This is a genomic window from Streptomyces sp. AB3(2024), from assembly GCF_041862025.1.
Lineage (GTDB): Bacteria > Actinomycetota > Actinomycetes > Streptomycetales > Streptomycetaceae > Streptomyces.
On sequence record NZ_JBGWAB010000139.1, the window covers coordinates 1 to 19,653 of the forward strand.

Annotated in this window: 13 protein-coding genes; all 13 read left to right on the forward strand. The window is 75.2% G+C overall.

The window, feature by feature from the left end; genetic code table 11:
• Positions 1–1,294, forward strand: a 1,294-nt coding sequence (locus ACEPPI_RS34330) for an AMP-binding protein (protein ID WP_373919170.1), incomplete at its 5' end; no start/stop codon positions are given.
• Positions 1,291–7,833 (forward strand): amino acid adenylation domain-containing protein, encoded by a 6,543-nt coding sequence (locus ACEPPI_RS34335; protein ID WP_373919171.1) that lies wholly within the window; start codon positions 1,291–1,293, stop codon positions 7,831–7,833. The genes ACEPPI_RS34330 and ACEPPI_RS34335, both read left to right, overlap by 4 nt.
• Before the next feature lie 4 nt (positions 7,834–7,837).
• Positions 7,838–8,869 carry an ornithine carbamoyltransferase gene (locus ACEPPI_RS34340; protein ID WP_373919172.1) on the forward strand — a complete coding sequence of 344 codons (1,032 nt, stop codon included), beginning with the start codon at positions 7,838–7,840 and terminating at the stop codon, positions 8,867–8,869.
• Complete coding sequence (locus tag ACEPPI_RS34345) at positions 8,866–10,287, forward strand: MFS transporter (RefSeq protein ID WP_373919173.1); 1,422 nt, start codon at positions 8,866–8,868, stop codon at positions 10,285–10,287. Before ACEPPI_RS34340 ends, ACEPPI_RS34345 begins: the two co-directional genes overlap by 4 nt.
• Positions 10,288–10,422: 135 nt before the next feature.
• Positions 10,423–11,208, forward strand: a complete 786-nt coding sequence (locus ACEPPI_RS34350) for a Tat pathway signal sequence domain protein (RefSeq protein ID WP_373919175.1) — start codon at positions 10,423–10,425, stop codon at positions 11,206–11,208.
• 46 nt (positions 11,209–11,254) lie between these two features.
• Positions 11,255–12,466: an inositol-3-phosphate synthase gene (locus tag ACEPPI_RS34355; protein ID WP_373919176.1), complete on the forward strand. Its 1,212-nt coding sequence runs from the start codon at positions 11,255–11,257 to the stop codon at positions 12,464–12,466.
• Complete coding sequence (locus tag ACEPPI_RS34360; protein WP_373919178.1) at positions 12,463–13,440, forward strand: SCO3242 family prenyltransferase; 978 nt, start codon at positions 12,463–12,465, stop codon at positions 13,438–13,440. Before ACEPPI_RS34355 ends, ACEPPI_RS34360 begins: the two co-directional genes overlap by 4 nt.
• On the forward strand, positions 13,437–14,348 hold the full coding sequence (locus tag ACEPPI_RS34365; protein ID WP_373919179.1) for a sugar phosphate isomerase/epimerase family protein: 912 nt from the start codon (positions 13,437–13,439) through the stop codon (positions 14,346–14,348). The genes ACEPPI_RS34360 and ACEPPI_RS34365 overlap by 4 nt, the downstream gene beginning before the upstream one ends.
• Positions 14,345–15,052, forward strand: coding sequence for an EboA domain-containing protein (locus ACEPPI_RS34370; protein ID WP_373919180.1), 708 nt, complete (start codon positions 14,345–14,347; stop codon positions 15,050–15,052). The genes ACEPPI_RS34365 and ACEPPI_RS34370 overlap by 4 nt, the downstream gene beginning before the upstream one ends.
• A 31-nt stretch (positions 15,053–15,083) precedes the next feature.
• Positions 15,084–15,941, forward strand: coding sequence for a TatD family hydrolase (locus tag ACEPPI_RS34375; RefSeq protein ID WP_373919182.1), 858 nt, complete (start codon positions 15,084–15,086; stop codon positions 15,939–15,941).
• Positions 15,942–15,962: 21 nt separating this feature from the next.
• Positions 15,963–17,192 carry a metabolite traffic protein EboE gene (gene eboE / locus ACEPPI_RS34380; protein WP_373919183.1) on the forward strand — a complete coding sequence of 410 codons (1,230 nt, stop codon included), beginning with the start codon at positions 15,963–15,965 and terminating at the stop codon, positions 17,190–17,192.
• Positions 17,189–18,574 (forward strand): alkaline phosphatase family protein, encoded by a 1,386-nt coding sequence (locus tag ACEPPI_RS34385; protein ID WP_373919184.1) that lies wholly within the window; start codon positions 17,189–17,191, stop codon positions 18,572–18,574. The genes eboE and ACEPPI_RS34385 overlap by 4 nt, the downstream gene beginning before the upstream one ends.
• Before the next feature lie 30 nt (positions 18,575–18,604).
• On the forward strand, positions 18,605–19,426 hold the full coding sequence (locus tag ACEPPI_RS34390; protein ID WP_373919185.1) for a 4'-phosphopantetheinyl transferase superfamily protein: 822 nt from the start codon (positions 18,605–18,607) through the stop codon (positions 19,424–19,426).
• Positions 19,427–19,653: the final 227 nt, after the last annotated feature.

Consider the following 19,653-nt stretch of genomic DNA (forward strand, 5'->3'; position numbering starts at 1 on the left):
CCAGGCCCACCTGGACTTCGGGCAGGGCCCCGACGACGCCTGGCTGGCCCTGGCCCAGCCCACCTTCGACATCTCCTGCACCGAGCTGCTGATGCCGCTCGTCGCCGGGGGCCGGGTGGTCCTGGCGCAGGAGCGGGACCTCACCGACCACGCCGCGCAGCTGCGGCTCATCGAGGATCACGGCGTCAGCCACCTCCAGGTGGCGCCGCCGCACTGGCAGATGCTGATCGACGCGGGCCTCGGCCGGCGTCCCCTCGTCGGCCAGACCGGCGGCGAGCCCTGCCCGCCCGCCCTGGCCCGGGACCTGTCCCGCCGCCTCCTGCGCTTCGTCAACGAGTACGGGCTCACCGAGACCACCATCGCCGCCACCCGCTGGGACGCGTACGACACCGCCGCCGCCGTCCCCGTCGGCCGCGCCTACCCGCACGTCACGGCCCGGGTCCTCGACGCGTACCTGGAGCCCGTTCCGTACGGCACCACCGGCGAACTGTGCGTCGGCGGATCCGGACTGGCCCGCGGCTACCACGGCCGCCCCGACCTGACCGCCGCCGCCTTCGTCCCCGACCCGTACGGGCCCCCCGGCGCCCGCCTCTACCGCACCGGCGACCGCGCCCGGATGCTGCCCGACGGCACCCTGGAGTTCGCCGGCCGCGCCGACGGCCAGGCCAAGATCCGCGGCCGCCGCGTGGAGACGGGCGAGGTGCAGGGCGTCCTCGCCGAGCACCCCGGGGTCGCCCAGTGCGCCGTCGTCGTCCACGGCAGCGGCCCCACGGCAGCGCTCATCGGCTACTGGGTCCCGCGCGGCGACAACCCGCCCGGCGACGGGGAACTCCTGGACCACTGCGCCCGCCGCCTGCCGGACTACATGGTCCCCGCGCTGCTGGTGCCCGTCCCGCGGATCCCGCTCACCCGCCACAACAAGGTCGACGTCTTGGCCCTGCCCGCCCCCGACCTCGCCGCCGCCCTCTCCGACGAGCCCTACACCGCGCCCGAGGGCCCGGTCGAGGAGATCGTCGCCGAGATCTGGGCCGAGGTCCTCGCCGGGGAGGACGGCACCACCCGCCGGATCGGCGCCCGCCAGGGCTTCTTCCGGATCGGCGGCAACTCCGTCCTCGCCGCCCGCGTCATCGCCCGCCTCCACGAGGAGTTCGACGTCGAGATGCCCCTGCGCGCCGTCTTCGAACACCCCACCGTCGCCGGCCTCGCCGCGGCCGTCGAAGAAGCCGTACGCACCGAGATCGAAACCCTCGACCACGCCGAACTGGCCATCGCCCACAGGGAGTACCAGCCGTGACCGCACCCACCGCACCCACGCAGGAAGAGCTGCGGGCGGAACTGCTGCGCCGACGGCTCGCCGGACGCGCGGGCCGCACCACGGGCCGCGGCCCCGCCCGCACCGGAATCCCGCGCGCCGACCGGCAGGCCCCGCTGGCGCTCTCCGCCGGCCAGCGCCAGCTGTGGTTCCTCCACCAGCTCGACCCGGACAGCCCCGAATACCTGCTGCCGCTCGCACACCGGCTGCGCGGCACCCTCGACGAGAGCGCCCTGCGCCGCTCCTTCGACGCCCTGGCCGCCCGCCACGAGATCCTGCGCACCCGCTACCTCCTCGAAGGCGGCGAGCCCCGGCAGGTCGTCGACCCGGCGGGCCCCGTCGACTACGCCGTCAGCGAGGTCACCGGCATCGACGCGGCCGACCGCGACGCCGCCGCGGCCGCCTTCGCCCAGGCCCGCGCCGGCGAGGTCTTCGACCTGGCCGCCGAGGCCCCGCTGCGGGTCCGCCTGCTGCGCCTCGCCGCCGACGACCACGTCCTGGTCGTCGTCATGCACCACATCGCCTGCGACGCCCTGACCCGGCCGCTGATCCTCGCCGACCTGGCCGCCTGCTACCGGGCCGCCGGCACCGTCACCGGGCCGCTGGACGGCGTCCTGCCCGAACCCCCCGTCCAGTACGCCGACTACGCGGCCTGGCTCAACGCCCGCCAGTCCGGCCCCGCCGCCGAGGCCGCCCTCGACTGGTGGCGCGGACAGCTCGCCGGCACCGAACCCCTCGGCCTGCCCACCGACCGGCCCCGCCCCTCCGTCCGCGGCTGGGACGGCGCCGTCGCCGCCTTCGACGTGCCCGCCGACGTCGCCGCCCGGCTGCGCGCCCTCGCCGAACAGGAGGGCGCCACCCTCTTCATGGTCCTGCTCAGCGCCTACCAGGCACTGCTGGGCCGCTACACCGGCAAACAGGACGTCGCCGTCGGCACCGCCGTCTCCGGCCGCACCCGCCCCGAGCTCCGGCAGATGGCCGGCTACGCCTACAACAGCCTGGTGCTGCGCGGCCGCTGGCAGGGCGACCCGGCCTTCCGGGAGCTGCTCGCCGGCAACCGCACCACCGTCCTGGACGCCTTCGACCACCAGGACACCCCCTTCGACAAGATCGCCGACGAGCTCGAACCCGAACGGGACCTGTCCACCACCCCGCTCTTCCAGGTCATGTTCGACCTCGCCTCCGGCCAGGGCTCCGACAGCCCCGACCTGCCCGGACTCACCGTCACCCCGGTCGCCGCCAGCGGCCGCATCGCCCGCTTCGACCTCACCCTGCACCTGTCCGAGCGCGCCGACGGCTCCCTGCACGGCGCCCTGGAGTACTCCACCGACCTGTTCGAGGCCGCCACCGCCGAACGGATCACCGGCCACTACGCGGCCCTGCTCGCGGCCGTCGCCGAACGGCCCGGCGCCCCCCTGTCCACCCTCGACTTCATCGGCGCCACCGAGCGCGCCCTGCTGCTCGACGGCCCGGCCGAACCGGTCGGCGCCCCCGTGGACGCCGCCGCCCTGCGGCCCGTCTTCGAGACCATCGCCGACCGGATCGCCGCCACCCCCGGCGCGGTCGCCGTCCGGCACGCCTCCGGCGAGCTCACCTACGCCGAACTCGACGCCCGCGCCGACCGGTTCGCCCGCCGTCTGGTCCAGCTCGGAGTCCGCCCCGACGAAACCGTCGGCGTCCTGCTCGACCGGGGCCCCGACCTCGTCGCCGCCCTCCTCGGCATCTGGCGCGCCGCCGCCGCCTACGTGCCGATCGACCCGGGATACCCCGACGAGCGCATCGCCTTCATGCTCGGCGACACCGCCACCCGCCTCGTGATCACCCAGGCCCGTCACGCCGGCCGCTTCGACGGCCCCGGCCTCGTCGTCGTCGACGACCCGGCCGAGCGGACCGCCCTGGCCACCGCCGAGGCCGAACTGCCCACCGCGTACGACCTCGACCAGCTCGCCTACGTCATCTACACCTCGGGCTCCACCGGCAAGCCCAAGGGCGTCCTCATCGGCCACCGCGGCCTGGCCAACTACCTCACCTGGACCGCCGGCGCCTACGCCACGGCCGGCACCGGCGGCGCCCCGCTGTTCTCCTCCGTCGCCTTCGACCTCGGCGTCCCCGACCTGTACGCCCCCCTGATGACCGGCCAGGCCGTCCACCTGCTCCCGCAGGACTTCGACACCGCCGACCTCGGCACCCTGCTGGCCGACGGAGGACCGTACGCCTTCATCAAGCTCACCCCGGGCCACCTCGACCTGCTCTCGCAGCAGCTCACCGACGGGCAGATCCGCGACCTGGCGGGCCTGGTCATCGCCGCCGGCGACTCCTTCACCCACCGCCTCGCCGAACGCTGGGCCGCCGCCGCGGGCCCGGGGGGCACCCGCCTCGCCGCCGAGTACGGACCCACCGAGATCACCGTCGGCAACTCCGCCCACTTCCTGCCCGCCGACGGCACCGCCCACGGCCCGGTCACCACCGAGCTCGTCTCCATCGGCCGGGCCGTCCCCAACACCACCATGTACGTGCTCGACGAGCGGCTGCGCCCGCTGCCCCTGGGCGTCCCCGGCGAGGTGTGGATCGGCGGCACCGGCCTGGCCCGCGGCTACGCCGGCCGCCCCGACCTGACCGCCGAACGCTTCCTGCCCGACCCCTACGGCGCCCCCGGCGCCCGCATCTACCGCACCGGAGACCTCGCCCGGGTCCTGCCCGACGGCAGCCTCGACTTCGTCGCCCGCATCGACCACCAGGTCAAACTGCGCGGCTACCGCATCGAACTCGGCGAGATCGAGACCGCCCTCACCGCGCTGCCCGCCGTCGCCGAGGCCGTCGCCCTGGTCCGTGAGGACACCCCCGGCGACAAGCAGCTCGTCGCCTACCTGGTCCCCGAGACCGGCGCCGCCGACACGGACCTCGCCCCCGCCGCCCTGCGCGACGCGCTCGGCGAGGCCCTGCCCGCCTACATGGTCCCCTCCGCCTACCTGCGCCTGGACGCGCTCCCGCTGACCGCCAACGGCAAGCTGGACCGGCGCGCCCTGCCCGCCCCCGGCCGCGAGGCCACCACCGTCGGCGAACACGTCGGCGCGCGCGACGCCGCCGAAGCCTCCATCGCCGCCGTCTGGGCCGAGGTCCTCGGCCTGGAGACCGTCGGCGTCCACGACAACTACTTCGACCTCGGCGGGGACTCCATCCGCGCCGTCTCCCTCGTCGGCGCCCTGCGCGAGGCCGGCTGGGAGACCAGCGTCCGCGACGTCTTCGAGCACCGCACGGTCGCCAAACTGCGCGCCGCCCTCGGCGACCAGGCCGGCGACGGCTCCGCCGAGCGGGCCGACGGCCCCGTCGCGCCCTTCGCCCTGATCGGCGAAGAGGACCGGACCACCCTGCCGCACGGCGTCACCGACGCCTACCCGGTCTCCCGGATCCAGGCGGGCATGCTCGTCGAGATGCACGGCCGCAGCGGCGAGAACCGCTACCACAACATCACCTCCTTCCGGATCCGCGACGAACTCCCCTTCGACCCGGTGGTGTTCCAGCGGGCCGCGGACCTGATCGTCGAGCGCCACGAGGTGATGCGGACCTCCTTCGCCCTCTCCGGCTACAGCGAACCCCTCCAGCTGGTGCACGAGGCCGGCTCCGTGTCGATGCCCTGCCTCTTCGAGGACCTGCGCCACCTGCCGCGCGAGGAGCGCGAGTCCACCCTGTGGTCCTTCGCCGACCGCGACCGCGAGCAGCTCTTCGACCTCACCGCGGCCCCGCTCATGCGGATGGCCGTCCACCTCGTCGACGACGAGAGCTGGTGGCTGTCCATCACCGAGTGCCACCCGGTCATCGAGGGCTGGAGCTACCACTCCCAGCTGATGGAACTGCTGCGCGCCTACCGGGCGATCCGCACCGGCGGCGAGCCCGACCCGGCGCCGCCCGTCCCGGCCGTCCGCTACGCCGACTTCATCGCCGGTGAACTGCGCTCCCTGGAGTCCGCCGAGGACCGCGACTACTGGCGCGGACTCGTCGACGGCCACGAGAAGTTCACCATCCCCACCGGCTGGGCCGGCGACCCGCTCGGCGCGGACGAGCGCTACCGCATCGACCTCGAACTCGGCGACGTGGAGCCGGGACTGCGCGCCCTCGCCTCCGCCGCGGAGGTCCCGTACAAGAGCGTGCTGCACGCCGCGCACAGCAAGGTCCTGTCGATGCTGACCCGGGCCGGGAGCTTCCGCGGCGGCATGGTCGCCGACGCCCGCCCCGAGGAGGCCGGCGCCGAACGGGTCTCCGGCATGTACCTCAACTCGGTGCCCTTCCCCTACCGCAAGGGCGCCGCGACCTGGGGCGAACTCGCCCGGGAGGTCTTCGCCCGCGAGGTCGAACTGTGGCCCCACCGCCGCTACCCGATGCCCGCCATGCGCGTGACCGGCGGCGAGAGCCACCTGATCGACGTGCTCTTCCACTACCTGGACTTCCACCAGGTCGACGTCGAGCTCATCGACATCATGGCCAGCCGCGACGACAGCCCCAACGAGTTCCCCCTCGTCGTCGGCACGCCCGTGCGCGGCCACCTCTCGATCGCCTCCCGCACCCGGACCCTCGCCAAGGCCAACGCCGAACGCCTCGCCGCCCTCTACAAGGCGGTCCTCACCGACATGGCCCGCACCGGGGCCGACGGCGACGCCCGGAGCGGCTTCCCCAACCACCAGGAGCACTACCGCCTCACCGCGCCCGCCCTCCCGCACCCCGAGACGCCGGTCGAAGCCCTCGCCGGCTTCGAGGCACAGGCCGCGCGCACCCCGTGGGCCACCGCCCTCACCGGCGCGGGCACCCCGGACGGCTCCGGCACCTCGTACGCGGAACTGGACGCCCGGGCCAACCGGATCGCCCGCCGCCTGCGCGCCCTCGGCGCCGGCCCCGAGACCCGGGTCGCCGTCCTGCTGGACCGCGGGCCGGAGCTGGTCGCCGCCCTGCTCGGTGTGTGGAAGGCCGGCGCGGCGCAGCTGCCCGTCGACCCGTGCACCCCGGCCGCCCGGCTGTCCGCGCTCGGCTTCGACCTGGCGCTCACCCAGGGCGCGTACGCCGACCGGTTCGCCCCGGCGACCGACGCCGGACGGGTCCTGCTAGCCGAAGAGGTCTCCCACGAGGGCGACGGAAGCCCGCTGGGCCTGGACCTGGACCCCGACCGGCTCGCCTACGTCCTGTACACCTCCGGTTCCACGGGCACCCCCAAGGGCGTCGAGATCAGCCACCGCTCGCTCGCCCACTACCTCGACTGGGCCGTACGGGCCTACGCCGAGACCGGCTCCGGCGGCGCCCCCTGGTTCACCTCGGTGGGCTTCGACCTGGGCCTGCCCGCCCTGTACGCGCCGCTGATGACGGGGCAGCCGGTGCGCCTGCTGCCGCAGGACTGGCAGCCGGGGGAGTTCGGCCCGCTGCTGATGGCGGGGGCCCCGTACGCCTTCGTCGGCCTCACGCCCGGTCACCTCCAGCTCCTGGAGGCGCAGCTGAGCGACTCCGAGCTCGGCGGCCTCGCCGCGATCGCGGTCTGCGCCGGCGACGCCTACCCGACCGCGCAGGCCGAACGGGTCTCCGCCCGCATCGCCGCGGCCGGCGGGCGGATGCTGCTCGGCGCCGAGTACGGGCCCACCGAGGCCACCGTCGCCGCGACCTTCGGGCACGTGCGCCCCAACACCCGGCGCACCCTCGTCCCGCTCGGCTCCCAGCTGCCCGGGGTGCTGCTGCGGATCCTCGACGACGGGCTGCGGCCCGTGCCCGACGGGATCACCGGCGAGGTCTGGCTCGGCGGCGAGGGACTCGCCCGCGGCTACGCCGGGGCGCCCGCCCTGACCGCCGCGTCGTTCCTGCCCGACCCGTACGGCCTCCCCGGCACCCGCATCTACCGCACCGGCGACCTCGCCCGCATCCTGCCCGGGGGAGTGCTGGAGTTCACCGGCCGGGCCGACGAGCAGGTCAAGGTGCGCGGCCACCGCGTCGAGCCCGGCGAGGCCGAGGCCGCCCTGACCGCCGACCCGGCCGTCCGCGAGGCACTCGTCACCCCCGTGGACGCCGCCGACGGCGGCAAGCGGCTCGCCGCCTGGGTGGTCCCGGCCGACGGGCACTGCGTCGAGGTCCCCGCCCTGCGCGACCGGCTGCGGGCGGTCCTGCCCGCCGCCGCCATCCCCGCCGCCGTCACCGTCGTCGACCGGCTCCCGCTGACCGCGAACGGCAAGCGGGACAAGTCCGCCCTGGCCTCCCGCCGGGCCACCGCGACGCCCCTGCCCTACACCGCCCCGCGCACGGACCTGGAGAAGGTGCTCGCCGAGGTCTGGTCCGAGGTCCTCGGCCTCGAACAGGTCGGCGTCCACGACGACTTCCGCGACCTCGGCGGCGACTCGCTGCTCGTCGCCCCGCTGCTCGTCGCCGCCCGCCGGCACGGGCTCACCCTCGACCTCGCCACCGCCCTGCGCAACCACACGGTCGCGCGGACCGCCGCCGCACTCGAAGCCGCCGCTCCCCACACCGGCGCAGACCACCCCGAGAAGGGCTGATCCGATGGACCCGCAGCACACGAACGACCGCGGCCGCCGCCCGGCGCGCCACCTCATCTCCATCGACGACCTCACCGACCGGGACCTGCACCGGATCGTCGCCCGCGGCGCCGAGTTCTCGGCGGGCACCGTCACCCGCTCCCGCGCCCTCGAAGGCCTGGTCGCCGGCGTCTACTTCGCCAAGACCTCCACCCGCACCCGCACCGCCTTCTCCTCCGGGGCGCTGCGCGTGGGCGCCCGGATCGTGGCGTACGGCCCCGGCGACCTCCAGCTCAACACCGGAGAGTCCGTCGAGGACACCGGACGCGTGCTCTCCGGCATGCTCGACGTCCTCGTCGCCCGCACCGCCGGCCCCGAGGCCGAACTGCGCGGCTGGGCGGCCCAGGACCGGATGGCCGTGGTCAACGCGATGAGCGCCGAGGAGCACCCCACCCAGGCCCTCACCGACCTCACCACCCTGCTGCGCCACTTCGGCCGCGTCGAGGGACTGCGCGTCCTGTACGTCGGCGAGGGCAACAACACCGCCGCCGCACTGGCCCTGGCCCTGACCCGGTTCCCGAACGTGCACTTCGAGCTGCGCACGCCGCCCGGCTACGGGCTGCTGCCCTCCATCGCCGACCGTGCCCGCGCCCAGGCCGTGCGCACCGGCGCGGTGCTCGTCGAACGGCACGACATGGACGTGCTGCCCGAGGGCTTCGACGTCGTCTACACGACCCGCTGGCAGACGACGGGCACCGAGAAGCCGGACGCGAACTGGCGCGAGATCTTCGCCCCGTTCCAGGTCACCTCCGGTCTGTGGGAGACCAGCCCGCGCGCCGTGTTCATGCACGACCTGCCCGCACACCGGGGCGAGGAGGTCACCGCGGAGGTGCTGGACGGTCCGACGAGCATCGCCTTCGCCCAGGCCACCAACAAGATGCACAGCGCCATGGCCGTACTGGAGTACACCCACTCCGGTCCGCAGGACGGCGACGCCACCGGCCCCCGCTTCGCCGCGGACCTGGACGACGCGCACCTCGCGACGGCCGTACGGTGACCCCGCCGCCGAAGACGGTGACGGACCCGGCCGTCCTCCCGTGGGAGCTGGCCGCCTCCGCCCCGGCGGGCGACGCCCCGCAGCCCCGGGCCGAATCCCGGCCCCAGGACCGGAACCAGGGCCAGGCCGATGTCGCGGCCCGGTCCGGGGCCGGGGAAGCGACCCCGGACCCGGAGCACCACGAGGCCCCGTCGGCAGCCGTCCCGCTGCGCCGCAACCGCGACTTCGGGCTGCTGTGGGGCGGCGCCGGGCTCTCGCTCCTCGCCGGCCGGGCGACCGCCGTCGCCTACCCGCTCACCGTCCTGTGGATCACCGGTTCGCCCGGCGACGCCGGCCTGGTCGGCACCGCCCTCCTCCTGCCCCAGCTCCTCGTCCAGCTCCCCGGCGGCGCCCTCGTGGACCGCTGGGACCGGCGCCGGATCATGATCGGCGCGGGCCTCGGGCAGGCGCTGGTCGCCGGGGCCGTCGCCGCCCTGCTGCTCAGCGGGCACGTCTGGCTCTGGGCCCTGCTCGCCGCGGCCTTCACCGAGGGCACCCTCGGCGTACTGCACCAGCTCGCCGAGCGGGCCGCGGTCCCCGCCGTGGTCCCCACGGAGCAGCTCCCCGCCGCCCTCACCGGCAACGAGGCCCGGACCCGCGGCGCCGCCATCGCCGGGCAGCCGCTCGGCAGCGGCCTCGTCGCCCTCGGCTCCTCCTTCCCGTACGTGGCCGCCCTCGTGGGCCAACTCGCGTCCGTCGTCCTGCTCTTCGGAGTGCGGGGCAAGCTCCAGGCCGAGCGCACCGGGCCCCGGCCCGATCTGGTGCGGGAGATCAAGGAGGGGCTCGTCTGGATGTGGCGCCAGCGCTTCCTGCGGGCCGTGATGGCCGCCGTGGCCGTCTCCAACGTGCTGTTCCAGGGCCTCAACCTGGCCGTCATGACCGGCATCCAGGAAAACCACGGCTCCCAGTTCCAGATCGGCGTCGTGCTGTCCCTCAGCGGGGCCGGCGGACTCGTCGGCGCCATCACCGGCGGCTGGTGGGCCACCCGCTTCTCCCTGCGCACCCTGGTCCTCGGCGGGCTGGCCGTCTGGACCGCCCTGATGGTCCCCGTCGCGTTCCTGCGCGATCCCTACGCCCTGGGCGCGCTGTTCGCCGCCAGCGGCTACGTCGGCGGCGTGTTCAACGTCGCGGGCGGGGTGTTCATGGTCCGAGTCGCCCCCGACCGGATGCGCGGCAGGGCCAACTCCCTCGCCATGCTGGTCGGCGGCGGCGCCATGGCGGCCGGTCCCGTCGCCGCCGGCTTCGCCCTGGAGGCCTTCGGCCCCACCCGTACCGTGCTCGGCCTCAGCGTTGCCATGGGCGTCACCGCGCTCGTCGCGCTGCTGTCGCCGTCCCTGCGCCGCAACCCCCTGGAGAAGGGCTCCCCGGAGCTCACGTAGCCACCTCCGGGCCCCGCCCGTGACCTGCGCGAACAGCGATATAGGGCAGGTATGGCGGGGCCCGGGAGAGTAAACCCATCGCACCCCCCCCGATGATCCGTCCGCATCAGCGACAGAGCCAGAAGGAGCACGACCATGCCGCTCAACTCCATGGACCGCAGGAGCGTCCTGCGGACCGCCCTGGGCGCCGCGGGCGCCGCGGCCGCGGTCACCGTCCTCGGCGCGGGCCCGGCGGCCGCCCACGGCCGCCGCCCGCAGCTGCCCAAGGTCGAGGGCCTGGTCGGCGACCGCTGGGCGAGCGAGTTCTGGTACGACTACGACGAGATGTCCTACTACACCCCGTCGGCCGAGATGAAGGCCGCGGTCGCGGCCATCACCGCCCCCTTCGGCGGCTTCACCAAGTCCTATGACGCCTGGCTCGCCACCCGTCAGGGCGGACGCTACCCGCGCAGCTGGCTGGAGCTCATCCAGCCCAACAAGGCCCACTTCGAGCTGCTCTCCCGCGAGCAGAAGAAGGTCTACGACAAGTGGTACGGCCACGACCCCAAGGGACTGGTCTTCGCCTTCCAGGAGTTCGGCCAGGGCACCCTGTTCGACCCGCGCCGCCCGGCCGGCAACAAGGTCCACATGATGAACTACACGCCGCCGGAGGCCACCCACGCCTACCACCGCTGGCACGCCTACCTGCAGTCCTTCCAGCTGCTCGGCATCGACCGCCGGTTCTGGGCGCACATCAACCGCCTCGCGGGCGCGGCCTGGGAGCTCCAGTCCATCGCCAAGCCGGTGAACGACGCCAACGACAACAAGCACCTGCCCAAGCACGTGGTCCGCCACGTCACCGACAAGTGGCTGTGCCGCTCCGACGAGAAGGTCACCAAGGCCTTCGACGTCTGGCCCTACCCGGTCGACCTCGGCAAGTAGTCCGGCTGTACCCCCGCTCCACACGACTCAGGAGGAATGGCACACCATGCGAGACACGACCGGATCTTCACCCCGAATCGGCGTCTGGATGGTCGGCGCGCGAGGCTCGGTCGCCACGGCCGCCCTCGCCGGCGCCGCCGCCATCGTCGCGGGTGCCGCCTCCCCCGTCGGGTGCGTCACCGAAACGCCCCCGTTCCGTGACGCACCTCTGCCGGCCCTCGCCGACCTCGTGTTCGGCGGCCACGACGTCGTCGACACCCCCCTGTCGGTGAGGGCCGGCCAACTCGCCGAGGCGGGCGTTCTGCCCTTCGCGGTCCTCAAGGCCCTGGACACCCCGCTGGCCGCCGCCGAGCTGGAGATCCGCGACGGCTCCGCCCTCCCCGGCGAGTCGCAGTCCGAGACCGCCGCCCGCCTCGCCGAGGACATGGCCGCCTTCCGCGACCGGCACGGCCTGGAGCAGGTGGTCGTCGTCAACGTCTCCTCCACGGAGCCGCTGCCCGAACCCGACCCCGCCTTCCTGGACCTGGCCTCCCTGGAGGCCGCCCTCACCGCCGGCTCCGTCACCCTGCCGACGAGCTCCCTCTACGCCTACGCCGCCTTCACCGCGGGCTGCTCCTACGTCAACTTCACCCCGTCGGCGGGCGCCGCCCTGCCCGCCCTGGAGGAACTGGCCCGGCTGCGCGGGGTCCCGCACGCCGGCCGCGACGGCAAGACCGGCGAGACACTCGTCAAGAGCGCCCTCGCCCCGATGTTCACCCAGCGCGCCCTGCGCCTGCGGTCCTGGTCCGGCACCAACCTGCTGGGCGGCGGCGACGGCGCGACCCTCGCCGACCCCGCGGCGGCCCGCTCCAAGACCGAGTCGAAGCAGCGCAGCCTGGAGGAGACCGTCGGCCACGCGGTCCAGGGACAGACGCACATCGACAACGTCCCCGAGATGGGGGAGTGGAAGACCGCCTGGGACCACATCTCCTTCGAGGGCTTCCTCGGCGTCCGGATGACCATGCAGTTCACCTGGCAGGGCTGCGACTCCGCGCTGGCCGCCCCGCTGGTCCTGGACCTCGTACGGCTGGCCGCGCTGGCCGGGCGGCGCGGCGAGTCCGGGGCCCTGGCCGCCCTCGGGTTCTTCTTCAAGGACCCGGCCGGCTCCACCGAGCACAACCTCACCCTCCAGTACGAGGCCCTCACCGCCTGGGCCGCGAACCCCGCCCCGGTGTCCACCGCGACGGGCGCCGATCCGCTGACGGGGGCCCGGCCGTGACCACCGCCACCGTCCCGGGACCGGGCACCCGCCCCGGGACCGCCCGCCCCGGGACCGCCGGACCCGCCGGCGGGAGCGGACCCCTGCGGCTCCCGCCGTTCCCCGGCCGCGCCTTCCGCGCCCGGCGCACCCTGCGCGCCTACGCCGAGCTGGTCCGGGCGCCCGCCGCGATCACCGTGCCCGGCGACGTCCTGGCCGGCGCCCTCGCCGCCGGACGCGGCACCGGCCCCCGCACCCTCGGCCTCGCCGCCTCCTCCGTCTGCCTCTACTGGGCGGGCATGGCCCTCAACGACTGGGCCGACCGCGAGCTCGACGCCGTGGAGCGGCCCGAACGCCCGCTGCCGTCCGGCCGGATCCGGCCCGGGGCCGCCCTGGCCACCGCCGCCGGGCTGACCGCGGCCGGTCTCGGGATCGCCGCCCTGGCCGGTGGCCCCCGTACCGTCCTGCGCCGCACCCTGCCCCTGGCCGCCGCGGTCTGGGCCTACGACCTCGGCGCCAAGGCCACCCCCCTCGGCCCCGCCGTGATGGCCGGCGCGCGCGCCCTGGACGTCCTGCACGGCACCGGGCCCGCCCCGGTCCGCCCCGCCCTCGTCCCGGCCGCCGCCGTGGCGGTCCACACCCTGGGCCTGACCCGGCTCAGCCGCCACGAGGTCGACGGCGCCCCGCCCCGCGAGGCGGCCCTGACCCTCGCCGCAGCGGCGGCCGCGGCCGCCGGCACCGCGCACCGCGGCACCGGACCCGCCCAGGCTGCCTCCCTCGCCCTGTACGCCACGAGCTTCGGCCCCGCCCTCACCCGCGTCCTGCGCGACCCCGCCGCCCCCCGCGTGCGCGGGGCCGTCGGAGCCGGCATCCACGCCCTGCTGCCCCTCCAGGCCGCCCTGGCCGCCCGGGCCGGTGCGCCCCGCGTCTCCGTACCGCTCGCCGCGGCCCTGCCGCTGGTCCGCCGCCTCTCCCGGAAGGTGTCCTCCACATGAGCACGCCGACCGGACCGCGGTTCTCCTACGGCACCAACGGCCTCGCCGACCACCGTCTGGGCGACGCGCTGCGCCTCCTCGCCGACCTGGGCTACGAGGGCGTCGCGCTCACCCTCGACCACCAGCACCTGGACCCGTACGCACCCGGCCTCGCCGCGCGCGTCGACGAGGTCCGGCGCGCCCTGGACGCCACCGGTCTGTCCGTGGTCGTCGAGACCGGCGCCCGCTACCTCCTCGACCCGCGCCGCAAGCACCGCCCGACGCTGCTCTCCGCCGAACCCGAGGGCCGGGAACTGCGCCTGGACCTGCTGCGCCGGGCCGTCGGCATCGGCGCCGAACTGGGCGCCGGAGCCGTTCACTTCTGGAGCGGCGCCCCCGACCCGGACACCACCCGCGAACAGGCCTGGCAGCGGCTGGTCGACGGCTGCGCCGAGACCGTCGGCCACGCCGAAGCCGCGGGCATCGACCTCGCCTTCGAACCGGAGCCCGGCATGCTCGTCGCCGACCTCGCCGGATACCGCAGGCTGCTGGCCGACCTCGGCCGCCCCGACCGCTTCCGGCTCACCCTGGACATCGGCCACTGCCGCTGCCTGGAGCCCTACCCCGTGGCCGACTGCGTGGCACTGGCCGCCGACCGCCTGGCCCACGTCCAGATCGAGGACATGCGCCGGGGCACCCACGAACACCTGCCCTTCGGAGAGGGGGAGATCGACTTCCCGCCCGTGCTCGGCGCCCTCGCCGACGCCGGCTACCGGGGGCTCGTCTCCGTCGAACTCCCGCGCCACAGCCACGCCGGCGCCGAGACCGCCCGCCACAGCATCGCGTTCCTGCGCGAGGCGGCCGCCCGTCAGGCGTCCCGCGACACCCGTCCGCAGCAAGAGCCGTCGAAGGAGGCCGTACCGGCATGACCGCCCCCACCCTCGCCCCGCCCGTCCCGGTGGCACCCGCCACCACCGTCACCACCACCGCCGACCACGCCGTCCACGACGCGCTGACCCTGCGCACCCTGGAGGAGTCCCTGCGCTCCGTCCTCGACCAGGAGCACCGGGCCGCGCTCGTCGCCGACACCGCCGCCGTGGCCGCCGAGGGCCCCGCCGCCCTGGACCGCCGCTTCCCCGCCGCCGGACGCGACTACGGCCGCGGCCCCCTGCCCGGCTGGGCCGACTGGGCCGTCGAGGACGCCGTCCGCGCCGTCCTCCTGCTCGCCCTGACCCGCTACGGCACCTCCGGCGCCGCCCTCGCCCGCGAGGCCGGCGAACGCTACGCCCACGGAGACGCCGCCGAACGCCGCGGCGTGCTGCGCGCCCTGCCCTTCCTCCCGCTCGGCGACCGCGCGGTGCACCTCACCGACGACGCCGTACGGACCAACGACAACCGGCTCATCGCGGCCGCGCTGGGCCCCTACGCCCGCGCCCACCTCGACCAGTACCGCTGGCGCCAGGCCGTTCTCAAGTGCCTGTTCACCGGGATACCGCTGGCCAAGGTCGCCGGACTGCACGAGCGCCGGGACGCCGAACTGGCGCGGATGGCCCACGGCTTCGCCGCCGAGCGGCGCGCCGCCGACCGCCCCGTGCCGGCCGACCTGTGGACCGTAGCCACCCTCGACCACTGACCCAGCCACCCACCCCTACCGGAGCCCGACCATGCGCATCTTCGACCCGCACATCCACATGACGTCCCGCACCACGGACGACTACCGAGCGATGCACGCCGCCGGCGTCCGCGCGCTGGTCGAGCCCGCGTTCTGGCTTGGGCAGCCGCGCACCTCTCCGTCCAGCTTCACCGACTACTTCGACGCCCTCCTGGGCTGGGAGCCCTACCGCGCGGCCCAGTTCGGCATCAGCCACCACTGCACCATCGGCCTCAACCCCAAGGAGGCGAACGACCCGCGCTGCACCCCCGTCCTGGACCTGCTGCCGCGCTACCTCGCCAAGGACGGGGTCGTCGCCGTCGGCGAGATCGGCTACGACACCGTCACCGACGCCGAGGAGCGCGCCTTCGCCGTCCAGCTCTCCCTCGCCGTCGAGTTCGGACTGCCGGCCCTCGTCCACACCCCGCACCGCGACAAGGCGGGCGGCACCGCCCGCTCCCTGGCCGTGATCCGGGAATCCGGCATCGACCCCGGCTTCGTCGTCCTCGACCACCTCAACGAGGTCACCGTCCGGGAGGTCCGCGACTCCGGCTGCTGGATGGGCTTCTCCATCTACCCCGACACCAAGATGACCCCGGACCGCATGGTCGCCATCCTCAAGGAGCACGGCACCGAGCGCATCCTCGTCAACTCCGCGGCCGACTGGGGCCACAGCGACCCGCTCCTGACCCGCGCCACCGGCGACGCCATGCTCGCCGCCGGCTTCGACGAGGACGACGTGGACCGCGTCCTGTGGCGCAACCCGGTCGCCTTCTACGCGCAGTCCGGCCGGCTCGGCCTGGACGGCTACACGGACGAGCAGGCCGCGGGGCTGTACGCCGGGAACTCGATCGCCCGCGGCGGAAACTGATCAGGAAAGAGGAGCCGCCTGATGCGCTTCCGCCACCCGGACGGCACCGCCGTCCACCTCGCCTACTGCACCAACGTGCACCCCGCCGAAACCCTGGAGGGCATCACCGCCCAGCTCGCCGCGTACGCGGAACCGGTCCGCCGGGCCGCGGGGGAGTCCGTCATCGGACTCGGCCTGTGGCTGCCGGTGGACGCGGCGGCGGCCCTCGCCGCCGACCCGGCCGCCGTCACCCGGCTGCGCCGCGAGCTCGCCGCACGCGGACTGGAGACCGTGACCCTCAACGGGTTCCCGTACAAGGGCTTCCACGCCCCCGTGGTCAAACGGGCGGTGTACTACCCGGACTGGTCCGAGCCCGCCCGCCTCGACTACACCCTGAACCTGGCCCGGGTCCTGGCCGGGCTGCTGCCCGACGACGCCGAACGCGGCTCGGTCTCCACCCTGCCGCTGGCCTGGCGCACCGCCTGGTCGCGCACCCAGCGGGCCGCCGCCACGCGCCAGCTCGACAAGCTCGCCGCCGGACTGCGCCGAATCGAGGCGGAGACCGGCCGGACCGTGCGCGTCGCCGTCGAACCCGAACCGGGCTGCGTCGCCGAGACCACCGCGCAGGCCGTCGAGGCACTGGGGGGCGTCGACCACGAATGGATCGGGCTCTGCCTGGACGCCTGCCACCTCGCCGTCGCCCACGAGGAGCCGGACGCCGCCGTCGCCGAACTCCTGACGGCCGGACTCCAGGTGGTCAAGGTCCAGGCGTCCAGCGCCCTCCAGGCCGCCGACCCGGCGGACCCCCGGGTCCGGGAGGCCCTGGCGGCCTTCGCGGAACCCCGCTTCCTGCACCAGACCCGCGAGGCCGCCCCGGCCGGCGGCGCCCTGCTCGGCTCCGACGACCTGGGACCGGCGCTGGCCGGGGCCCTGCCCGGCGAGGCGCCCTGGCGGATCCACTACCACGTACCGCTGCACGAGGAGCCGGCCCCGCCGCTGGCCTCCACCGGGCCGGTGCTGCGGGACACCCTCCGGGCCCTGTTCGGAGGGGACCACGCAGTCACCGACCACATCGAGGTGGAGACGTACACCTGGTCGGTCCTGCCCGAGGGCAGCCGGCCGGTGGGCGACGCCGGGCTGGCCCGCGGCATCGCCGCCGAACTCGACTGGACCGCCCGGGAGCTGACCGCACTGGGTCTGACCCGCACGGCGCCCGCCCCCGTACCGCCCGCCCCCCTACCGTCCGCCGCGCGGAAGGAGCCCGGCTCATGACCCCCACCGCCCGGAAGAAGACGGCCGTGCTGTGCACCGTCGGCCTCACCCCACGGCTGCTGCCCCACATGCCCAATGTGCGGGCCATCGGCGAGCGGGGCTTCGCGGCCCCCCTCGACACGGTGTTCCCCGCCGTCACCGCCACGGTCCAGGCCACCCTCACCACCGGGACGCTGCCGCGCGACCACGGGGCGGTCGGCAACGGCTGGTACTTCCGCGACCACGGCGAAGTGATGATGTGGCGCCAGCACAACGCCCTGGTGCGGGGCGAGAAGGTCTGGCAGGCCGCCCGGCGGCAGGACCCGGACCACACCACCGCCTACCTGTGCTGGTGGTGGGCCATGGGCGCCGACGTGGACACCGTCCTGACCCCCCGGCCCGTCTACCACTACGACGGCCGCAAGGCTCCCGACTGCTACACCGTCCCGGCCGCCCTGCGCGACGAACTCACCTCCGCGCAGGGAGAGTTCCCGCTCTTCAACTACTGGGGTCCGACGGCCTCCCTCACCTCCACCCGGTGGATCGCCGGCGCCGCCCGGCACGTGGCCGACACCCGCGACCCCGACCTGTCCTTCATCTACGTCCCGCACCTGGACTACGACCTCCAGCGCTTCGGCCCCGACGGCCCCGAGGCCGTCCGCGCCGCCCGCGAGGCCGACGCCGCGCTCGGCCCGCTCCTGGACGACCTCCGCGAGCGCGGCACCACCGTCGTCGCCCTCAGCGAGTACGGCATCTCGCCCGTCAGCCGACCCGTGGACATCAACCGCGCCCTGCGCCGCGAGGGACTGCTGTCCGTCTACACCCAGCGCGGCATGGAGTACCTCGACCCGTACACCTCCCGGGCGTTCGCCGTCGCAGACCACCAGGCCGCCCACGTCTACGTGGCCGACCCGTCCGACGTCCCGCGCGTGCGCGACGTCCTGAAGTGCCTGGACGGGGTCGACGAGGTCTGGGACCGCACCCAGCAGGCCGACTACGGCATCGACCACCCGAACGCGGGCGAACTGGTGGCCGTATCGGAGCCGGACGCCTGGTTCACCTACTACTACTGGCTCGACGACCGGCGCGCCCCCGACTTCGCGCGCGGCGTCGAGATCCACCGCAAACCCGGCTACGACCCGGCCGAACTCTTCTTCGACCCCGCCGATCCGGCGGCCAGGGCGAAGGCCGGCCTCGCCGTGCTGAAGAAGAAGGCGGGCCTGCGCGCACCGCTCCAGGTCGTGCCGCTCGATCCGGGCTGCGTCCGCGGCAGCCACGGGCGGCTGCCCGAGGACGACCGGGACGGACCGCTGCTGCTCTGCTCCGACCCGTCGCAGGAACGCGCCCGCTACCACGCCACCGAGGTGAAGGACCTGCTCCTGCGCCTGGGTGGACTGGCCTGACAACGCCCTCAAGGGGGAGAGGAGGATCCGATGACCAGCCAGACCCTGGCCGCCGTCCGCGGCCGCATCGACCACACCGACCAGACCGGTGTACTGCCCGTGCCCGAATCGGCCGCACGGGAGGCGGCCAGACTCCGGGAGACCGGCGAGGCCCACGTCTGGTGGTGGCCGCTCGAAGAACGGGTCGACCAGGCCGACTTCGACCTGCTCGACGAGGTCGAGCAGGTCCGCGCACGGCGGTTCCGCCTGGAGCGGGACGCCGCCGCGTTCGTCCGGACCAGGGCCGGTGCCCGGCGCGCCATCGGCGGGCTGCTGGGCGTGGACGCCCGCGAGGTGGCCCTGGGCCGTCGCGTGTGCCCCGGCTGCGGTGACCTGGAGCACGGCCCGCCGGCCGTGGCCGCCCCCGCCGTCGGACTCGCACTGAGCCTGACCCGGACCAGCGGCTGTGGGGTGCTCGCCCTGCACGCCGGCGACTGGATCGGGGTGGACGTGGAGGCCCTGCGGCCCGTCGAGTCCGGCTCCCTGGCCAGTGTGGTGCTCGCGCCCGCCGAGCACGCGTACATCCTGTCGCTGCCCGCCGGGCCCGAGCGGACCGCCGCCTTCCACCGGGTGTGGACCCGTAAGGAGGCCGTTCTGAAGGGAGTCGGGCTCGGGCTCCTCGGCATCGACCTCAACGCCCTGGACGTCCGGCCCGGCACGCCCGGCCCCGTCGAGGTGGAGCACGGCTACCAGGGCGAGGTCAGCAGCTGGCAGATCGACGACCTCGACCTCGACGGGAACTGGTCGGCCTCCCTGGCCCGCCCCGTCGACGGCTCCCCCCTCGGGGTGGTCCACCGGCACCGCCCCGCCTGACCCGCGTCCGCCCGCCCCCGTCCCCCCGCCCCCGCGGCGGGGGCACGGGGGGCGGGCGGACGGCCTCCCCGCACGGAGAACCCACCCCTCCCGGAGCTCCTCATGGCCCAGCCCGCCCTCCAGACCGCCGCCCCGGCCACACCCGCCACCGCGCCCGCGCCCACCGCGCCCACGCCCTCCGCCGCCCCGGCCGCTGCGCCCTCCGTGTCCACCGCGGCCCCGGCCGC

What these genes read in the sequence shown, in the direction of transcription:
- ACEPPI_RS34370 (WP_373919180.1), top strand. Translation starts at nt 14,345, where the DNA reads ATGACCGCCCCCACCCTCGCCCCGCCCGTCCCGGTGGCACCCGCCACC.
- ACEPPI_RS34385 (WP_373919184.1), top strand. Translation starts at nt 17,189, where the DNA reads ATGACCCCCACCGCCCGGAAGAAGACGGCCGTGCTGTGCACCGTCGGC.
- ACEPPI_RS34355 (WP_373919176.1), top strand. Translation starts at nt 11,255, where the DNA reads ATGCGAGACACGACCGGATCTTCACCCCGAATCGGCGTCTGGATGGTC.
- ACEPPI_RS34340 (WP_373919172.1), top strand. Translation starts at nt 7,838, where the DNA reads ATGGACCCGCAGCACACGAACGACCGCGGCCGCCGCCCGGCGCGCCAC.
- ACEPPI_RS34375 (WP_373919182.1), top strand. Translation starts at nt 15,084, where the DNA reads ATGCGCATCTTCGACCCGCACATCCACATGACGTCCCGCACCACGGAC.
- eboE (WP_373919183.1), top strand. Translation starts at nt 15,963, where the DNA reads ATGCGCTTCCGCCACCCGGACGGCACCGCCGTCCACCTCGCCTACTGC.
- ACEPPI_RS34365 (WP_373919179.1), top strand. Translation starts at nt 13,437, where the DNA reads ATGAGCACGCCGACCGGACCGCGGTTCTCCTACGGCACCAACGGCCTC.
- ACEPPI_RS34350 (WP_373919175.1), top strand. Translation starts at nt 10,423, where the DNA reads ATGCCGCTCAACTCCATGGACCGCAGGAGCGTCCTGCGGACCGCCCTG.
- ACEPPI_RS34390 (WP_373919185.1), top strand. Translation starts at nt 18,605, where the DNA reads ATGACCAGCCAGACCCTGGCCGCCGTCCGCGGCCGCATCGACCACACC.